The organism is Yersinia aleksiciae, from assembly GCF_001047675.1.
GTDB lineage: Bacteria > Pseudomonadota > Gammaproteobacteria > Enterobacterales > Enterobacteriaceae > Yersinia > Yersinia aleksiciae.
The window spans coordinates 52615-69750 of the sequence record NZ_CP011975.1 but is presented as its reverse complement, the minus strand read 5'-3'; the positions used below and the strand labels follow the sequence as shown (position 1 = coordinate 69750).

Below are 17136 nucleotides of genomic sequence, written 5' to 3'. Positions count from 1 at the left end.
TACTTTTGCAGATTAGCCTAGGGTGACTAATTAATAAGGATCTTGCGCTTCACGCAGACGTTCTTGCTCTTCAGCGATAACCGCTTTAATTTCCTCTAGCACACCCTCAACATCAGCGGCTTCTGTGCTTTCCGCAAACTCGCCAGTCAGTTGAGTCTCAGGATGCAACTTTCCATCTTCATAGAGTGCCCACATCTCTTTGGCATATTTACGGTCAAGCAGTTCGGGCGCGTATTGACCATAATAATGGGTCATATTCGCGACATCACGCTGTAGCATGGCTTTAGCGTGGTTGTTAGCCGCTGCATTGACCGCTTGAGGCAAATCGATAATGACTGGTCCGTCTTTGTCGATTAAGACATTAAACTCTGATAAGTCACCGTGGACTAACCCGGCACAAAGCATACGGACCACATATCGGATCATCACCGCATGGTCGATCACCGCTTGTTCTTTGGTAAATGGCACGTCACTGAGACGAGGTGCGGCAAGGCCGTCGGCATCGGTAACCAGTTCCATCAGCAGAACACCATCGAGACATGCATAGGGCTGTGGCACACGAACACCTGCGTTAGCTAACAGATATAACGCATCAACTTCGGCCGTTTGCCAAGTGTCTTCTTGCTGTTTGCGACCAAATTTAGAGCCTTTGGCCATGGCTCGGGCGTCACGACTATTGCGGACCTTACGCCCCTCCTGGTATTGGACGGCCTGTTTGAAACTGCGGTTCTCAGCTTCTTTATAAACTTTAGCGCAGCGGATATCCGATCCACAACGGACAACATAGACATCAGCTTCTTTGCCACTTTTCAAACGACGGATGACTTCGTCAACCAAGCCGTCATCAACCAGCGGTTGGATTCGTTTTGGAATTTTCATGGCGTCCTTGTACCCTATTTAAGCCCGCGATGGAATGGCTTTGGCTGAATTTTCCTCCAGTTTACCATTCACACCCATCTGCAGGTGGGTTTTTACACGGTTTCAGGCTGCACTGAACTGCGCATTATGCAGTTTGGCATAGGCCCCTTTACGGGCGAGCAGTTCGTGATGTTCACCTTGTTCAACAATCCCTTCTTTATCGACCACAATGATGCGATCGGCATTTTGGATGGTGGCTAAGCGGTGAGCAATCACCAGCGTGGTTCGCCCCTGAGATAGCTCAGTGAGTGCGAGTTGGATGGCCTGCTCCGTGGCGGTATCTAGCGCAGAAGTTGCCTCATCCAAAATCAAAATCGGTGGATTTTTCAGGAAGATACGCGCAATGGATAGACGCTGCTTCTGGCCACCCGATAATTTCACCCCGCGTTCACCAACAACGGTATCGAGACCATCAGGCAGACTTTCAATCAACTCATCGAGTCGAGCTTGTTGCGCGGCAGCCATGATTTCGTCGTCACTGGCATCCAGCTTGCCATAGGCAATATTCTCACGAATAGAACCGCCGAATAAGAAAACATCCTGCTGCACAATACCAATATTATTACGTAGTGACTGCTGGGTCATATCACGAATATTGATACCGTCGATAGTGATTGCACCACCATCCAGTTCGTAGAAGCGGGGCAACAAAGAGCATAATGTAGTTTTACCGGCCCCAGATGGCCCGACGAATGCCACTGTCTCACCCGCACGGATTTGCAGGTTCAAGTCGGAGAAAATTTTATTCTGCGGTGAATAACCAAAACTGACATTTTGGTAACAAATATCGCCACGCAGATGACCGACCGGACGCGCATTGGGTTGATCGACAATGTCAGGCAACGTATCAATCAATTGAGTGAATCGTTTGAATCCAGCGATACCCTTAGGATAACTCTCCAGCACAGAAGTTATTTTCGCAACGGGGCGGAAAAAGACTTCGACCAGCAACAGAAAACCGACAAATCCGCCGTAACTCAGTTGGTCATGAACCACGTACCAAGTACCCGCCACCATCACAATCAACTGCACCAAACGTGTGCTTAAGTAGCTCATGGTCATGCTGGTGGTCATAATGCGGTAAGCCCGCAGTTTAGTGGTGCGGTAGTTTTCGTTATCTTTAGCGAACAATTTCTTTTCGTGAGATTCGTTCGCAAATGCTTTCACCACGCGAATACCACCGATACTTTCTTCAATTCGGGCATTAAAATTACCCACTTGGCCAAATAACTTGCGCCAAGTCTCCGTCATTTGTGAACCATAACGGCTGACCAGATAGGTCATAAACGGCACGATAACGATAGTGAGCATAGCGAGTGGCAGATGAACGGATGCCATCAGGATAAATGCGCCAATAAAGGTCATCACAGCAATAAAGAGATCCTCTGGGCCGTGATGGGCAATTTCCCCAACTTCTTCGAGGTCTTTGGTGACATGGGTAATGATATGACCAGTCTTCACATTGTCGTAATAGCTAAAAGAGAGCTTTTGCAGATGGCTGAATGCCTGACGGCGCATATCTGTTTCGATGCCGACACCGAGTGCATGCCCCCAGTAGTTAACGATCGCCATTAGCGCGGTATTCAGTAGATAAATCAGCAATAGGCCAGCCGCTGCCCAGATGATTAACACCCAATCCTGATTTGGGAGTAATTTATCGATGAACAATTTTACGGCCATTGGGAAGCTCAGTTCCAGCAATCCAGCAAGAATGGCACAACCGAAATCCAGATAGAAAAGCCCTTTATATGGGGTGTAATAAGAGAAGAAACGGCGGAGCATTGAGACATCCTTACAATTACAGAGGGAAATTGGTACAAATATAAAAAACGGTTTCGGTATTATAAATGCAAATGGTTATTAATAGCATTTATTTTTTGTTAGTTATTACCCAATAATAAAACTCTTATCTACGAGAATATGCTAGAAAAAAAGATAAAATAGAGTCGTGTTAGTGTGATCAAAGCGAGGAGTAATGACAATGAAGTTGACGATGACGGATACCCCAACGACTGAAGATGTGGCAGAAGTTATGGCAGGGTTGAGGAGCTTTAACCGTAATTTTGTTGGCGATAAGAGCCGTAAACCATTAGCTGTTTTTATCACCGGTGAGCAGGGGGAGAAGTTAGGGGGGATTATAGGCTATACATTAGGTAATTATCTCAGTATTGAACTACTGTGGGTATCAGAGACATTACGTCATACGGGGGCTGGCAGTCAATTAATGCAAAGTGTGGAGCAGGAAGCACTACAGCGGGGATGTAAGTTCGCTCAAGTCGATACATTCAGTTTTCAAGCTCGGCCTTTTTATGAAAAACACGGATATCAATTGAAAATGGCGCTAGAAAATGTCGTGGATGAGTACCATCGCTATTATTTGACGAAAAATCTGATTGGCTAGATTGTCCCGAAAATAGGGCTAAATAGATAAAATATTATAGTGCTCAAATGCCTATCTAATAGGTCACTGCTCAGCTGAATTCAATTCTCAATCAATGCACGGCATCTTTTCTATGATGGCTACGTGCATTATTTTCTCTTGCTATACTCCAACTATGAATATTCAACTTTTAATGGAAGCTCACATTTTCACTGAAGAGCATCTATAGGACTTAATCTTTTATTAGGTTAATCTGTCTTATATAGGATTATCTAATATCAATGGGAATGAATATGGCGGCTTCATCAAATAAAAAACTGTCACTATGGGCATTAACTTCACTTGTTGTGGGTTCCATGATCGGTGCCGGTATTTTCTCTTTACCAGCTACATTTGGCCGCGCCACAGGTGGCTTCGGTGCCATCATTGCCTGGATTATTGCCGGTGGTGGTATGTTGACGCTGGCTTTTGTTTTTCAGACATTGGCACAGCGCAAACCGGATTTGGATTCCGGCGTTTATATTTATGCCAAAACTGGATTCGGTGATTATGCCGGTTTTGCTTCGGCTATCGGTTTCTGGGCTGGGGCGTGTATTGGCAGCGTGTCTTATTTCGTTTTGATCAAATCGACATTAGGGGCATTCTTCCCGCTATTTGGCGATGGCAACACATTGTCCGCCGTTTTAATTGCGTCATTAATTTTATGGAGTTTCCATTTTATGGTGTTACGTGGCATCAAAGAAGCTGCCGCGATTAATACTATTGCCACTTTCGCTAAGGTTATTCCGATATTTATCTTTGTCATCGTGCTGGCATTTGCATTTCACACCGATACTTTCGCATTAAACTTCTGGGGGACTCAACCCTTAGGGGCTATAGGTGATCTCACTCATCTTGATGATTATGGCTATACGGGGCATGCTGCATTAGAAATAGGTGCCGGTTCTCAGTCTCTCTTTTCACAAGTGCGCAGCACCATGTTGGTCACAGTATTTGTTTTTGTCGGCATCGAAGGGGCGAGTGTCTATTCCCGCTACGCCAAAGAAAGAAAACATGTGGGTATTGCGACGGTGTTAGGTTTTATTGGCGTGTTATGTCTGCTGGTTTTGGTTACGATGCTCTCCTATGGTGTATTGCTCCGCTCAGACCTCGCTGCTTTACGTCAACCTTCAATGGCTGGCGTGTTAGAGCATATTGTCGGTCGGTGGGGGGCCATATTTATCAGTATTGGATTAATTATTTCAGTTATGGGTGCCTATCTCTCCTGGACTCTGTTGGCGGCAGAAGCACTCTATTCTGCAGCTAAAAGCAACATCATGCCTCGGATATTTGCGACTGAAAATAAACGAGGTGTACCCTCTGCTGCGGTTTGGATGTCGAATATTTTTATTCAATTATTCTTAATTGTTACGCTTTTTACTGAGTATGCCTTCCAACTCGCATTGGAGTTAACCAGCTCGTTAGTGCTGATCCCCTATCTGTTGGTTGCAGCCTATGGGTTGAAACTAGCCTGGACGCGAGAAACCTACTCGGTAGGTTCAGTCGAGTACCGGAAAGATTTTGTTTTTGCTTTGATTGCCACACTCTATGCCATATTGATGGTCTATGCGGGGGGCATGAAATATATCTTATTGTCGGCAGTGATATATGGCCCCGGTACCTTATTGTTTATTATCGCAAAACGTGAGCAGAATAAGTCAATATTTACCCCTATTGAGAAGTGCCTTTTTGCAGTGGCTATTTTCGCTGCCGTTGTGGCGCTATATAGCCTTGCAACTGGAGTGATTTCGGTGTGATAAGCTTGGTGATGTAGAGCAATGGAGCAGAAAATACATAATGAACATTACTGTATTTGAGTAATATCCCTAATTTTACAATGGATGGGCTTGATCTATAACCCAGACTACGACAGGATCGCGTTGGAGTGGCCTACTATTAAGTTGGCGTTGACGCGGTTATTTAATGCAGGGCCACGGCTGATGTATATTCATCAGTAGGTATCGCTTTGAAAAAACAACAAAATGTCACCAAAAATGGTGATTATTCAACAGGAATTGGCGATGCGCAATTTGCGCTCGTAGTTTTACTTACAACATCATGTTTGCTGATTGCAATAACGTTGATTGCGATCCTATGGTTAATCTGACCCACCATAGAAATTAGGGAGAATGTTATGGATAAGGGCTTGTTTGATGATAATAAAGTCATTGCACTTATTGGTTTGCTGCTTGCTGCGCTGATTGTGGTTAGCACGATGTTTGTAATGACTTACATGACAGATCACCAGCGCAACGAAGTACAATCCATTGATGTGCAGAATTGCTACAAGAAAGATTGATATTCGCCGAATAGTGTTGATGCGAATTCTGGCGAATAGCGGGACCTTCGGACTGTCATGCCAGTTTCTGATGAATGGCATGCAAAGGTAACGCGATATTAAGGTCAATATCCGTATTTTGCCTGAAATCATAAGGCGTTATGCCGTAACGTTTCCTGAACATATAAGTAAAGTGTGACTGTGAACCAAAGCCAAAGTCCAAAGCAATATCAAAAATAGTGCTATCGCTGCTTCTCAGTTGATAAACAGCCCCCGCTAGACGTCTTTCCCTAATGTACTTGCCTAGCGATATCCCCGTCACTTCTTTAAATATTTTCTGCATATGCCAAAGTGAGTAGCCTGAGTATATGGCTAACTCTTCGAGATAGATGACTCGCCCTAGATGGGTTTCGACCCATTTGCTGAGGGCGCAGACTAACGCGAGATGATTTTCTTGTGACATTATTTAGTCTGTTTTTTCAGGTTAGGAGTAGTGCAGTATACACAAGTTGAATCGAACAACACAAAACACCAAATTGGCCGCTATAACACGAGATGAGCCATAAAGAGTTTTCAGGGAGTATTTGCAAAAGAGTTTTCTGGTGCCATAGTAAAAGGGTAGTGTCATCTGGAAGGGGTGTCTCCCGAGGGTAGAAGGTTGAGTTTGGAAAAATAGAAATTAAAAATGATGAGGTGATCGCATGTTGATAACAGTGATTATGACTCTGATCGCGGTTGTTGGTGTAACCGTTTTTCTAAAAATGCCAGTAATGGTCCTGCATAAAGGTAAAGGCGCAGGAGGTGATAAACTGTGAGATTAGGAATATTGTGATCGGCATACATACAATTATTTATCCCTAGAACCAGGTAATCGATGACAATCATACCTGGTTTTTTTATATCCAACTTTTAGCGTCTAAATAGTGAGTTACATCCTGATATCTTGTGTAATGTACATTACATGACCAATTTGTCGGTTTATTCTGCAAGCAGGGCCATGAGTAGTAGGCTATTAATTAGCCTGTAACATTTTAAGCCGTTCATCGTCACAATAGGAATATGACACTGGCGGCTAAAGAAATATTTCCGTGCTCGTGATATTCTTACCCAATATTATTGGGAAGGAATTATTGATGTCTGACATGTTCACTAATGACCAAGAGTTGGTCTCTGATTTGGTTGCGTGCCAACTGGTGATTAAACAAATCCTTGATGTAATTGATATTATTGCACCAACAGAGGTGCGGGATAAAATGTCACATCAGCTCAAATCTATTGATTTCTCAACACATCCAGCAGGTGCTGATCCAGTGACTAAACGTGCAATTGAGAAAGCTATTGCATTGATTGATATGAAGTTTACACAAAAGTGACAAGTTATTGATTACTGCTGGTTTACCCGTACATCACCTACAAACCAACGCTGCTCTGGGTGCCACCATCAGAGATGAGCAAATTAGTCTGCGGGTTGATAGCAAACCCGCAGGTTGATTATTCAAATACGTTGTTACCTATCTTTTTCACTAATGGGCAGTTACTGACACCGATGATGCCATTTTCACCGTTTATAAATTGAGCTGTCGCAATATTTCTGGCAGTTAGATACTGACATTGTAAGCCCAAGCCTGCTGCGTTCTTCTCACTACCAATAAGTACACCATAACCTGAATACAGCAGGCCAAGATAAACGATTGCTGCCACTAAAAAAAGTCTAAATAAGCTCATGTAGTCACTCCGTGTAATTAGTTTTACTTATTATGCTGAGTATATATTTAATAGTTTAACTTATAATAATGCGTCAATTAATAGTAAAAATCCTAAATTATATTGATTTATAAGATGAAACAGTAAAAACTCTAGTTAGCGTCGGATCATGATGTGATAACGACATTAGTAATTACATATTGGCTATAAATGGTTGATGTTTGATCCAGTATAATTTAAAAAAACGTTGAAGAAGGTGTCCGATTTGAACATAAAGAAACTTGTTGCAACGGTAGGGATCATTGCCGTTTGTTGCTTGTTTTATCTATTAGCCCTTGATAGTTATTGTGACCAAGGGGGAACTTTTTCAACGGGTATTTGTACTATTACTTCGATTATTCCATGGTAAGCGTAGTTTGTAACAATGATTTATAGTTTACCATGGGGATTATTTTCATTGGTTACCACTATTAACAGTTAATCGCCCTCTAGATTCACCTTTGTTGTGGGCAGAGTGATAGGATAGTCTCTTCGTCATGCATGTAATAGGGTAGTCAATGTTAGAGACAAATATGGGTATGGGTGTTGCCCCAATCGCGTTATCACTGTTTACTGTCATTTTTTTCTTGATAGTCTGGTTCTTTTTGAGCCGTGCCAGTGTGCGAGCCAATGAACAAATCCGCTTGTTACAAGAGATTGTCGAACAGCAAAAACAGCAAACAGAAGTGCTCAAAGCATTATTAGCAAACGCTACTGGCGTCAGTGATGGGCAAAATGACAGTGATATAGTCTCTGCCATTGATTTTAAAGGCTTTATTCCTGAGCGATAAACTCATTTTGACTCAGACACTGTCGAGATGCAGTGTCTGAGTGATATTTAACCCGATAGCTGCCCCTCTTATACTGGGTCACGTTGTTTCCCTCCTTTCTTCCTGTCACTTATTTTTAACTCCCTCTTTATAAAGTCGAAATAAACCGTCCAGACTGTCATAAATTTGTCTTATTTTCGCCGTAATGTAGCCAGAACTTTTTAAGATAACGGTGATTCGGATGATTAAATGGTATGAGGAAAGCGACAGCGAAGTGAACAGAAGCATTGCGCTACTGACCGGTGAAGATCCTGATAAGTGGTATCCCTACGGCGGTATTAAAGGTAAGGATTACTGCAAGAACCCTTCTGATGCATGGCCTATCATCTATTCCAATAAAATTGGCCTCTATTCGCCTGAAGCTAATGATAATAATCAGTGGAATGCCCGAATAGCTAATCCGCAGGGAGAGTGGCAGGCTTATAGCCAAAGCCCGCTGCGTGCGGCAATGATCTGCTATTTACTCAGTCAGGAAGCCTAATTTACGACGCCATTTGGTACCTACATCGATAATTTTCAGCAAAAAGTGAATATCCCGCACGTACTAAGAGGCGGGAATAACAAGCGGTAAGAAGTTCTTTAACGACTTTCGTGGAGCTGATGATGAAACGTATTATTAAAGGGGATTCAAATCTTTCACATTTGGTTATTGCTCATGCTGCAATTGACCACCATCAAAAATCCTACGGCGAGCGGCGTCAAGGCTGGCCTTCAACTTATCTTATCCGCTATAAGAATAATCGCGTTGCGGTTGAAGTGGTCACCCGGCGTCAGTCTTATGTGGCCACATTAATGATTGGCGCACGTAATCTGAGTAAGTTATGCGGCATGTCAGCTACACAGCCTTGAGTGTGAGTCATGCTCTTGAAATGATATAGCCAATAAAACATGGCTTGATATAACGTAAGTCGAATGGTTCCTATTCAGTTGCTTGCTAACCACCTTTATCCTTGATGCAATCGGTTTTAAGTGTTAAAAAACCGCCGCAGATTCATTTATAAGGCGCTGTTTACCACGCCAGTGGGGAATAGGTGCGGCAGAGGACAGGATGGAACAGCAGTTGCAGGATTCAACACTCAAACGCGGTTTAAAAAATCGACATATTCAACTGATTGCGCTAGGTGGCGCCATTGGTACTGGGCTATTTCTGGGGATCGCTCAGACCATTAAAATGGCTGGCCCTTCGGTGATATTGGGCTATGCCATCGGCGGTTTTATTGCATTTCTTATTATGCGCCAACTCGGCGAGATGGTGGTTGAGGAGCCGGTTGCCGGTTCATTTAGCCACTTTGCCTATAAATATTGGGGCGATTTTGCTGGGTTCTTATCTGGCTGGAACTACTGGGCGATGTTTATTCTCGTCGGTATGGCGGAGTTGACCGCAGTCGGCATCTATATTCAATATTGGTGGCCGGAAATCCCGACGTGGGTTTCGGCCGCACTCTTCTTTGTTCTGATTAATGCCATCAATCTAGTCAATGTTCGTATGTATGGTGAAACGGAATTCTGGTTCGCCATCATCAAGGTTGTCGCCATTATCGGTATGATTGTGTTCGGGGCCTATCTTCTGGCATCTGGAACAGGTGGACCGGACGCATCAGTCACTAACCTCTGGGCGCAGGGCGGTTTTATGCCTCACGGTTTCAGCGGCTTAGTGATGGCGATGGCCGTAATTATGTTCTCTTTCGGTGGCTTGGAGATGGTAGGTATCACTGCCGCAGAAGCGGAAGATCCACAGCACAGCATTCCCAAAGCAACCAATCAAGTTGTCTATCGTATCCTTATTTTTTATATCGGCTCATTGGCAGTTCTGCTCTCCCTTTACCCATGGGGTAAAGTTGTTGAGGGGGGGAGCCCCTTTGTGATGATTTTCCATGCGCTAGACAGCAATCTGGTCGCGACGATCCTGAATGTGGTGGTCTTGACTGCAGCATTATCAGTCTACAACAGTGGTGTGTACTGCAATAGCCGCATGCTGTTTGGCCTGGCCTCGCAGGGGAATGCGCCTAAGCTATTAACCAAGGTCAATAAGCGGGGGGTACCTATCCTGTCTATCGCGCTCTCGGCGCTAGCGACCTCCGCAGGCGTGGTGATTAACTATGTTATGCCGGGCAAGGCCTTTGAGTTGCTTATGGCGCTGGTGGTCTCCACACTGGTCATCAACTGGATCATGATATGTCTGGCTCACTTAAAATTCCGCGCCGCTAAAGTGCAAGAGGGCATCGAGCCACGTTTTAAGGCGCTATGGTACCCTTACGGCAATTACCTGTGTCTGGTGTTCTTGTCGCTGATTCTGGTCATCATGTACCTGACGGATGGTATTCAGATCTCAGTCTTGATGATGCCTGCGTGGATTGCATTATTGTGGTGTGGTTTCATGCTGACTCGCCGTAGACATAAGCGTTGTCAGATTAAAACGGATGATTCAAAAATAGCCTGATTGGGCTGTAGTTTAGGTAAAATAGCCGGGCAATAAGTGAATAGCGAAAGCCCGGCTACTTTGTTCAACGAACTGATTCGCAGTGTTTAGATTATCTGTACTAAATTAAGCCAATAACGAACAACACTTTAATCCATAGAGTGATTGCCCCTTTTTGGGGCGTTCTATGTTAATTGAGATTAATTCTTAACTGTCGTATATAACCACTGTTAGAGCATGGCTTAATTAATTAAATAACATATCCCATTAGAATTGCCAGCGCATCCAGGTAAACAATACATTTCCATTATTATAAGTGCCGGGAATATAGGTGGTTTGTAAGGAAAACTTATTATATTCAATAGAGATAAGTGGCAAAGGTAATGGTATAGGAATGTAAAGATATTCATGACGAGCGGTAATACTCGCAGTAAAGCCAGCACCGAAACGCCAGCCATCCATTTTCCCCGGTATCCACATTTTTTGATAGCCATAACCTATAATAGGCTCAACTTCATTGTGTGAATCCATAAACACCATCGCGTACACTGAGTGCCAATTGTTATCCTCATCATAGCGATATTTACCATAGCCGATACCCCATGGCCGCTCATTGTATGACGCTATCTTATCCGAATCGTAAGTCCTACGGTTATGCCACGTATTGAGTGGGATATACAACTCTTGCTCGGGAGAGTCCCAGGCGAGCGTGATATTGTTTACCAGGCGTTGCCACAGGTTGTTATTGTTCGGCTGTGGTTTGATTGTCTGAGCTATAGGCGTCTGGGCCGGTGGATTGATATCTCCAGCCAGAACAGTTGAAACTTGGCCCCACCACAAACTACTTAGAAAGCAGGTGCCGATAATGTGCTTGTAATTCATGAGTTAGATCTCTGATGCTGATAAGGCGAAATAAGACATCTATGCATCAGATAATCTATATGCCTACCAAAAGTAATGATTATTAATAAGTTAATTATAATTAAGTAGAGGTTATAACCTCAAACCTAAACGGTTCTATAACGAGAGGGTTAAATATAATCTCAGGCCGTGCCGTAGAGTAGTTAAGTTTTTATTTTGAGACATCAGGAAATGTCTTAATTTATTATTTTTAGCACTAAATGTCTGCGACTCAGGTAAAACTAGGTTTGCTAAACTGACTAATATGCTCCATTTCTTTATATATTTATAAAATTAATATAAAGAGAATATGCACCTTGACGGTGCATTTAGGTTAACCTTGATTAATTACTGCACTCAGGTGACTCAATGAGGGAAGTATATTTCCCGATAATCGACTTCAGTTGTTAACTCAATTTATATATCTATTTATGTATGGAAAATTCTATTTTTACCTTCTGTCAACGGTTCTGCGTCATCACTTTATGATAAATCGCTTAATAAGGTATTTATGTTATCTATCATAAATAAGGTTCAGAGGTATAACCTGAGGTTAAGTAAGGGGTTAGTCTTGCTGTGTGAGATAGGTATTGCGGCGTAATGGAGGCTGTCTGTACTTGTACCAAGCGAGTTGTATATTCAATTATTATATATTTAATGCTAATAAATTTTATAGCAACACACTTTTTTTCATGCTCAGAACATGGAAACCATGAGGTGTCTACGTAAGAAATTTTATAAAAAGTGTTAGCTTAAATGTTAAAAACTAGCAAAAAAGCGGGATAGGAGAGTATAAAAAAATAGAGCAGAAAATACGATGACCTTCAACAAAAATTAACATATTTAAGCATTCTTTATGAACAACAGATTCAAATATGTGCGACAGGTTCACCCTTGATTAAAAATGGCTTGCCATCGAATACAGAGTATGTGATAACGCATATGGGTAAAACGAGGTACAGTTCTGTATATGTGTGGCATTTTCAGTAAAGAAGTTCTGAGTAAAGACGTTAGCGTTGAATACCGCTTCTCTGCCGATCCTTATCTTAGTGCCTCAAGCAGTAACGACTCTAGTTTGTCTATGTAAACGCCTACGGGCGAGTTAAACAATCCAAAGGAAATACTCAAGATGGCAAAGATCAAAGGTCAAGTTAAGTGGTTCAACGAGTCTAAAGGTTTCGGTTTCATCACTCCAGCTGACGGCAGCAAAGATGTGTTCGTACACTTCTCTGCAATCCAGGGTAATGGCTTCAAAACCCTGGCTGAAGGCCAGAACGTAGAGTTCGAAATCCAAGACGGTCAGAAAGGTCCGTCTGCAGTAAACGTTACTGCAATCTAATCAGCTCTTTTGCTGTTAAAAACCCGCCTTTGTGCGGGTTTTTTCGTTTCCAGACACCACAACCTAAATCCTTTCATGAGGGGAGGATGATCACGCCGGAATACTGATTGCGGCCTTTAATGCCAGGGTGGGTAGGGTCAATCGCCTGCTGCTGACTGGTACGACGAAAACTGGTGTACTTGAAATGATGCTGACTCGCGTCCGCTTCATTAGGCACAGTGGTGCATATAGTACAACCGCCGACCCGATCAACCAGATGAATACCTGCTCCACGCAATTGGTGTTCAGCGATGGCTGTCAAATTGAGGTGGCGGAAGCGGGGAGAAATAATATTTTTTGCCGACGGTAATCGGTTAACAAACTGTTCAACCAACTCTTCATTGACCTCATAACAGCAGGAGCGTGCCGCAGGGCCAATAGCGGCAACCCAATTAGCTGGGTCATCATCGCGGGCAATGCGTTCAACCATCTTTAAGATAATGCCATCTAACAACCCACGCCAACCAGCATGGACTACCGCAATGCCTTTCCCTTGTCGATGACTGAAAATGACCGGCAGGCAATCCGCTGTCAGCACCGTTAATAAAATGCCCACTTGAGTGGTATAGAGGCCATCGGCTTCGCCACACTCTTGCCCTGGTTCGGTCACTTCGACAATTTTGGTGCCATGTACCTGTTTTTTATTGGCTTGTGAAACCCGATAAGGTTGAAGGCTGTCAGGTAACAGTGCTGATTTATTGCCAAACCCGTGGCAGATAGCGCTGATGCGGCTTAATTTGGGGGAAAAATCTGTCATAGGCTCTACCTAATGAGGAGAAAGTACGGAGGTTCAGTGTAAGCCGTTTTTGAATTGAATGACCAGTCGCCTTTTCTTTTAAATGCTCGTTAGTGAATTGTTGCAAAATAACGCATCTTGTATCACTGTTTTTACGCCTGTCGAGCGGTGGATAGGGTCTAATGACAGCTCTACTCCAAGTGAGCTTTCAGGATCGATCTCAATGATTTCTAAACCAAAAAATGACAGTAATAATTTTGTTCGTTGGCGTTTCGGCTTGTTGTGCGGTTGTATTTTATTGGCATTTTTTGGTTTGATTACACGGGTTGCCTGGCTACAAATTATTGAGCCAGATGCCTTGGTCAAAGAAGAGGATATGCGCTCAGTGCGCGTGGTAGAAACACCAAACACACGCGGTATGATTACGGATCGTAATCAGCACCCGCTGGCTGTCAGTGTGCCGGTTGCCGCGGTCTGGGCTGACCCTAAAACCGTGTTGGAGAAAGGCGGCGTCGCTGTTTCCGATCGCTGGCAGGCATTGGCACAGGCACTTAACTTGCCACTGGATCAGGTGAGCAGCCATATAACGCAAGCCCCTAATGCGCGTTTTATCTATCTTGCCAGACAAGTTGAGCCAAATGTGGCCGAGTACATTCGGCGGCTGAAATTGCCCGGCATAGCGACCAAAGTGGAATCACGGCGCTTTTATCCCTCAGGCGATATTGCCGCTAATTTGGTCGGTTTTACCAATATTGATGATCAAGGCATTGAAGGTGTAGAAAAGAGTTTCAATTCGCTGCTCAGTGGCACGGCGGGCAATAGGGTGGTGCGCAAAGATCGTTTTGGCCGAGTGATAGAGGATATCTCTTCCACTGACAGCCATCCGGGGCAGAGTGTTGAACTCAGCATTGATGAGCGCTTGCAAGCGGAAACCTCACATGCGTTGACCAATGCGGTGATGTTCAATAAAGCCGACTCCGGTTCCGCTGTGGTCATTGATGTGAATACGGGGGAGGTTTTGGCCATGGCGAACTATCCGACCTTTAACCCCAATAACCGCGCCGGTACACCGGAAGAGAACTTTCGCAATCGGGCAATTAGCGATATTTTTGAACCGGGTTCAACAGTTAAACCTATGGTGGTCATGACGGCATTGCAGCGCCATTTGGTCAGGCCGGACGCGGTGCTGGATACTCACCCCTACATCTTAAGCGGCCATCAAATCAAAGACGTGGGTTTTTACCCCGCGCTTTCACTGACAGGCGTATTACAGAAATCGAGTGATGTAGGCGTGTCGCGGCTGGCGTTGGCGATGCCTGCCTCCGCGTTGATGGAAACTTACTCCTTGTTTGGGTTGGGAAAACCGACCCAGTTAGGGCTTACTGGTGAAAGTAGTGGGTTGATGCCACATCGGCAGCGCTGGAGTGATCTGGACCGCGCGACCTTCTCCTTCGGTTACGGCTTGATGGTGACGCCACTCCAATTGGCTCGCGTATATGCCACCATCGGCAGTTTTGGTATTTATCGGCCCTTGTCGATAACCAAGGTTGATCCGCCGGTGCTGGGGCAGCGTGTATTCCCTGAAGGGGAGGTAAGGGAGGTTGAGCATATGATGGAGAGTGTAGCTTTGCCCGGTGGTGGTGGGACGAAAGCGGCTGTGAGAGGCTATCGGGTCGCGATTAAGACCGGTACTGCCAAAAAGATTGGGCCAAATGGCCAATATATTGATAAATATGTGGCTTATACCGCGGGGGTCGCGCCTGCCAGTCAGCCCCGCTTTGCTTTAGTGGTGGTGATTAACAATCCGCAAGGTGGTAAATACTATGGTGGTGCCGTTTCTGCCCCAGTATTCAGCGATATTATGGGGCAAATATTGCGTACCATGAATGTTGAACCTGACGCCATTCCTTCCGGTGTTACCCAGCACAGCTAATATTGCGGATTCGCGGGCGAAACAGTGGCTTGCAACCCTAGAAGTGCTTCTTTAGACTAACACCGCGTCTGCCTGTGATTCTGGCGGTTAATCATCAGTTATCTGGAACTCAACCATGTCTTATCAGTGCCCCCTTTGTCATCAAGCCTTGCTACAAAGCTCGCAACAGTGGCGTTGCAGCAATAACCATCAGTTTGATTGCGCCAAAGAGGGTTACGTCAATTTAATGCCGGTGCAGCATAAAGGTTCGAAACAACCGGGCGATAGCCCCGAAATGATGCAGGCACGGCGGGCATTTCTTGATGCAGGTTATTATCAGCCTTTGCAGCAGCGGGTGTGTGACATTCTGGATTCGGAATTACCGCTGGATGCGGCGATGTTACTGGATATTGGTTGCGGTGAAGGCTATTACACCGCCGCGGTCGCCGATCAGCTAAATCGACAGCGCCAAATGTCTGTCTTTGGTTTAGACGTAGCAAAAGTTGCCGTCAGATACGGCGCCAAACGCTACCATCAGGTGAATTTCTGTGTGGCCTCCAGTCACCGATTACCCTTTGCCAATCAATCTCTTGATGCGGTATTACGAATTTATGCGCCTTGCAAAGCAGCCGAGTTAGCGCGCACAGTGAAGCCCGGCGGGATGGTGGTCACGGTTGCACCTGGCCCGCGCCATCTCTATCAGTTAAAAGCACTGATTTATGCTGAAGTGCAACTTCATGATGATACTGAAGAGTCTCTGGACGGTTTTGAGTTAGTCAGCCGTGAAACACTGGCCTATGAAATGAAACTCAGTGGCAAGCAGGGTTTTAACTTGTTGCAGATGACACCTTTTGCCTGGCGCGCTTCCATCGAAGCAGGACAAGAGCTGGCCGCACGCCAGACATTTAGCTGCGAAACCGATTTTGTCATCGCATTACATCGCCGCAAGGTAGAAGAGTTTGCGGCTGAAAGCTCAGCCGTTGAGAGTGATGGCGAGTAAATAGGCTATTGCAGGTCGGCCTGGCAGTGTTCGGGCCGCAAGTCATATTTAACTTATTACCATTCATTTACCATTCATATTGGCTAGTTAAGCGCACAATATAACGTAATACCCTATAGCACGCATAAGAGTGATATTAATCTTTTAATATATAACAGTGTAGAAATACCCTGGCGCGGCGTCAGAAATAAACTTAAGTCAAATTTATGGTGTTTTATATTTATAATATAGTGGGTCTATTTTAGATCCAAGTTTCGCCAAGTACGCCCACCCGATTCAGTCACCAGTATCGAGGGGATGAACCTTATCTCCTCAGCAATTTTTAGTGCTAAATCAGCCACTTCTTGCTTATTCAACGTACCGCTGCCGTAATTGAATTCTCCTTCAGGTAATTTATATACTTTATCCCTGCCGATAAGGCGGGTAAATCCCGCGTCAGTCATTTTCTTATTAAGCGTATCATAATCGCCTTCCACTGCATTATGTAAAACGACACTGACCGTAAAGTACGGCATAGCTATTTTTCCAATTGAACAGATGATATTGCTTATATATCACACGGGAGGAAAGCATATTTTGATCGGTGTCTAATTGCTGGAAGTA

The 17136-nt window shown here is 44.5% G+C and carries 20 protein-coding genes; 13 read left to right on the top strand and 7 right to left on the bottom strand.

The annotated features are described in order from the left end of the window. Positions 1 to 30: 30 nt before the first annotated feature. Complete coding sequence (locus ACZ76_RS00395; RefSeq protein WP_048615782.1) at positions 31 to 879, bottom strand: PA4780 family RIO1-like protein kinase; 849 nt, start codon at positions 877 to 879, stop codon at positions 31 to 33. A gap of 102 nt (positions 880 to 981) precedes the next feature. Further along, positions 982 to 2700 carry an ABC transporter ATP-binding protein gene (locus ACZ76_RS00390; protein ID WP_048615780.1) on the bottom strand — a complete coding sequence of 573 codons (1719 nt, stop codon included), beginning with the start codon at positions 2698 to 2700 and terminating at the stop codon, positions 982 to 984. A gap of 199 nt (positions 2701 to 2899) precedes the next feature. On the opposite strand from ACZ76_RS00390, the gene ACZ76_RS00385 reads away from it, so the two are divergent. The 3 genes from ACZ76_RS00385 to ACZ76_RS19385 all read left to right on the top strand — a co-directional run bounded on the left by ACZ76_RS00385 (position 2900) and on the right by ACZ76_RS19385 (position 5636). Then, complete coding sequence (locus ACZ76_RS00385; RefSeq protein WP_048615779.1) at positions 2900 to 3319, top strand: GNAT family N-acetyltransferase; 420 nt, start codon at positions 2900 to 2902, stop codon at positions 3317 to 3319. Positions 3320 to 3591: 272 nt separating this feature from the next. Continuing rightward, on the top strand, positions 3592 to 5094 hold the full coding sequence (locus ACZ76_RS00380; protein ID WP_048615777.1) for an amino acid permease: 1503 nt from the start codon (positions 3592 to 3594) through the stop codon (positions 5092 to 5094). 377 nt (positions 5095 to 5471) lie between these two features. Further along, a complete protein-coding gene (locus ACZ76_RS19385; RefSeq protein WP_048615775.1) occupies positions 5472 to 5636 on the top strand; it encodes a hypothetical protein in 165 nt (54 codons plus the stop codon). A 55-nt stretch (positions 5637 to 5691) separates the two neighbouring features. Here the strand turns inward: ACZ76_RS19385 and ACZ76_RS00370 are convergent, their stop codons facing one another. After that, the gene (locus ACZ76_RS00370) at positions 5692 to 6078 is read right to left on the bottom strand and encodes a helix-turn-helix domain-containing protein (protein WP_048615773.1); all 387 of its coding nucleotides are present in this window, start codon (positions 6076 to 6078) and stop codon (positions 5692 to 5694) included. Between the two features lie 670 nt (positions 6079 to 6748). Between ACZ76_RS00370 and ACZ76_RS00360 the strand changes: the two genes are divergently transcribed. Continuing rightward, positions 6749 to 6988, top strand: coding sequence for a DUF2766 family protein (locus tag ACZ76_RS00360; RefSeq protein WP_048615766.1), 240 nt, complete (start codon positions 6749 to 6751; stop codon positions 6986 to 6988). A 118-nt stretch (positions 6989 to 7106) separates the two neighbouring features. On the opposite strand, the gene ACZ76_RS00355 is transcribed toward ACZ76_RS00360, so the two are convergent. Further along, positions 7107 to 7340 (bottom strand): YobH family protein, encoded by a 234-nt coding sequence (locus ACZ76_RS00355; RefSeq protein ID WP_048615764.1) that lies wholly within the window; start codon positions 7338 to 7340, stop codon positions 7107 to 7109. A gap of 244 nt (positions 7341 to 7584) precedes the next feature. Between ACZ76_RS00355 and mgrB the strand changes: the two genes are divergently transcribed. The 5 genes from mgrB to ACZ76_RS00335 all read left to right on the top strand — a co-directional run bounded on the left by mgrB (position 7585) and on the right by ACZ76_RS00335 (position 10628). Then, positions 7585 to 7728, top strand: coding sequence for a PhoP/PhoQ regulatory lipoprotein MgrB (gene mgrB / locus ACZ76_RS18030; protein ID WP_005170546.1), 144 nt, complete (start codon positions 7585 to 7587; stop codon positions 7726 to 7728). A gap of 148 nt (positions 7729 to 7876) precedes the next feature. Next, complete coding sequence (locus ACZ76_RS00350) at positions 7877 to 8149, top strand: YebO family protein (protein WP_048615762.1); 273 nt, start codon at positions 7877 to 7879, stop codon at positions 8147 to 8149. Between the two features lie 220 nt (positions 8150 to 8369). Beyond that, the gene (locus tag ACZ76_RS00345; RefSeq protein ID WP_048615760.1) at positions 8370 to 8669 is read left to right on the top strand and encodes a phage protein NinX family protein; all 300 of its coding nucleotides are present in this window, start codon (positions 8370 to 8372) and stop codon (positions 8667 to 8669) included. Between the two features lie 122 nt (positions 8670 to 8791). Continuing rightward, positions 8792 to 9037 carry a DUF4060 family protein gene (locus ACZ76_RS00340; protein ID WP_048615759.1) on the top strand — a complete coding sequence of 82 codons (246 nt, stop codon included), beginning with the start codon at positions 8792 to 8794 and terminating at the stop codon, positions 9035 to 9037. A gap of 199 nt (positions 9038 to 9236) precedes the next feature. Continuing rightward, a complete protein-coding gene (locus ACZ76_RS00335; RefSeq protein ID WP_048615756.1) occupies positions 9237 to 10628 on the top strand; it encodes an amino acid permease in 1392 nt (463 codons plus the stop codon). Positions 10629 to 10874: 246 nt separating this feature from the next. On the opposite strand, the gene pagP is transcribed toward ACZ76_RS00335, so the two are convergent. Further along, positions 10875 to 11489, bottom strand: coding sequence for a lipid IV(A) palmitoyltransferase PagP (gene pagP, locus ACZ76_RS00330; RefSeq protein ID WP_048615754.1), 615 nt, complete (start codon positions 11487 to 11489; stop codon positions 10875 to 10877). A 988-nt stretch (positions 11490 to 12477) separates the two neighbouring features. Here pagP and ACZ76_RS17890 point away from each other — a divergent pair. Both ACZ76_RS17890 and cspE read left to right on the top strand, forming a co-directional pair. Then, on the top strand, positions 12478 to 12594 hold the full coding sequence (locus ACZ76_RS17890; RefSeq protein WP_002211058.1) for a DUF2627 domain-containing protein: 117 nt from the start codon (positions 12478 to 12480) through the stop codon (positions 12592 to 12594). 42 nt (positions 12595 to 12636) lie between these two features. Beyond that, the gene (gene cspE, locus ACZ76_RS00325; RefSeq protein WP_002221949.1) at positions 12637 to 12846 is read left to right on the top strand and encodes a transcription antiterminator/RNA stability regulator CspE; all 210 of its coding nucleotides are present in this window, start codon (positions 12637 to 12639) and stop codon (positions 12844 to 12846) included. 73 nt (positions 12847 to 12919) lie between these two features. Here cspE and pgeF read toward each other — a convergent pair whose 3' ends face one another. Continuing rightward, positions 12920 to 13642, bottom strand: a complete 723-nt coding sequence (gene pgeF / locus ACZ76_RS00320; protein ID WP_048615740.1) for a peptidoglycan editing factor PgeF — start codon at positions 13640 to 13642, stop codon at positions 12920 to 12922. A 202-nt stretch (positions 13643 to 13844) separates the two neighbouring features. On the opposite strand from pgeF, the gene ftsI reads away from it, so the two are divergent. Beyond that, positions 13845 to 15554 (top strand): peptidoglycan glycosyltransferase FtsI, encoded by a 1710-nt coding sequence (gene ftsI / locus ACZ76_RS00315; protein ID WP_048615738.1) that lies wholly within the window; start codon positions 13845 to 13847, stop codon positions 15552 to 15554. Positions 15555 to 15669: 115 nt separating this feature from the next. Then, positions 15670 to 16533, top strand: a complete 864-nt coding sequence (gene rlmA, locus ACZ76_RS00310; RefSeq protein ID WP_048615737.1) for a 23S rRNA (guanine(745)-N(1))-methyltransferase — start codon at positions 15670 to 15672, stop codon at positions 16531 to 16533. A gap of 236 nt (positions 16534 to 16769) precedes the next feature. On the opposite strand, the gene ACZ76_RS00305 is transcribed toward rlmA, so the two are convergent. After that, positions 16770 to 17048, bottom strand: coding sequence for a hypothetical protein (locus ACZ76_RS00305; RefSeq protein ID WP_048615735.1), 279 nt, complete (start codon positions 17046 to 17048; stop codon positions 16770 to 16772). Positions 17049 to 17136: the final 88 nt, after the last annotated feature.

Bases quoted from the DNA above. Each gene is read 5' to 3' on its own strand.
- ACZ76_RS00395 (WP_048615782.1), bottom strand. From the start codon at position 879: ATGAAAATTCCAAAACGAATCCAACCGCTGGTTGATGACGGCTTGGTT.
- ACZ76_RS00390 (WP_048615780.1), bottom strand. From the start codon at position 2,700: ATGCTCCGCCGTTTCTTCTCTTATTACACCCCATATAAAGGGCTTTTC.
- ACZ76_RS00385 (WP_048615779.1), top strand. From the start codon at position 2,900: ATGAAGTTGACGATGACGGATACCCCAACGACTGAAGATGTGGCAGAA.
- ACZ76_RS00380 (WP_048615777.1), top strand. From the start codon at position 3,592: ATGGCGGCTTCATCAAATAAAAAACTGTCACTATGGGCATTAACTTCA.
- ACZ76_RS19385 (WP_048615775.1), top strand. From the start codon at position 5,472: ATGGATAAGGGCTTGTTTGATGATAATAAAGTCATTGCACTTATTGGT.
- ACZ76_RS00370 (WP_048615773.1), bottom strand. From the start codon at position 6,078: ATGTCACAAGAAAATCATCTCGCGTTAGTCTGCGCCCTCAGCAAATGG.
- ACZ76_RS00360 (WP_048615766.1), top strand. From the start codon at position 6,749: ATGTCTGACATGTTCACTAATGACCAAGAGTTGGTCTCTGATTTGGTT.
- ACZ76_RS00355 (WP_048615764.1), bottom strand. From the start codon at position 7,340: ATGAGCTTATTTAGACTTTTTTTAGTGGCAGCAATCGTTTATCTTGGC.
- ACZ76_RS00350 (WP_048615762.1), top strand. From the start codon at position 7,877: ATGTTAGAGACAAATATGGGTATGGGTGTTGCCCCAATCGCGTTATCA.
- ACZ76_RS00345 (WP_048615760.1), top strand. From the start codon at position 8,370: ATGATTAAATGGTATGAGGAAAGCGACAGCGAAGTGAACAGAAGCATT.
- ACZ76_RS00340 (WP_048615759.1), top strand. From the start codon at position 8,792: ATGAAACGTATTATTAAAGGGGATTCAAATCTTTCACATTTGGTTATT.
- ACZ76_RS00335 (WP_048615756.1), top strand. From the start codon at position 9,237: ATGGAACAGCAGTTGCAGGATTCAACACTCAAACGCGGTTTAAAAAAT.
- pagP (WP_048615754.1), bottom strand. From the start codon at position 11,489: ATGAATTACAAGCACATTATCGGCACCTGCTTTCTAAGTAGTTTGTGG.
- ACZ76_RS17890 (WP_002211058.1), top strand. From the start codon at position 12,478: ATGTGTGGCATTTTCAGTAAAGAAGTTCTGAGTAAAGACGTTAGCGTT.
- cspE (WP_002221949.1), top strand. From the start codon at position 12,637: ATGGCAAAGATCAAAGGTCAAGTTAAGTGGTTCAACGAGTCTAAAGGT.
- pgeF (WP_048615740.1), bottom strand. From the start codon at position 13,642: ATGACAGATTTTTCCCCCAAATTAAGCCGCATCAGCGCTATCTGCCAC.
- ftsI (WP_048615738.1), top strand. From the start codon at position 13,845: ATGATTTCTAAACCAAAAAATGACAGTAATAATTTTGTTCGTTGGCGT.
- rlmA (WP_048615737.1), top strand. From the start codon at position 15,670: ATGTCTTATCAGTGCCCCCTTTGTCATCAAGCCTTGCTACAAAGCTCG.
- ACZ76_RS00305 (WP_048615735.1), bottom strand. From the start codon at position 17,048: ATGCCGTACTTTACGGTCAGTGTCGTTTTACATAATGCAGTGGAAGGC.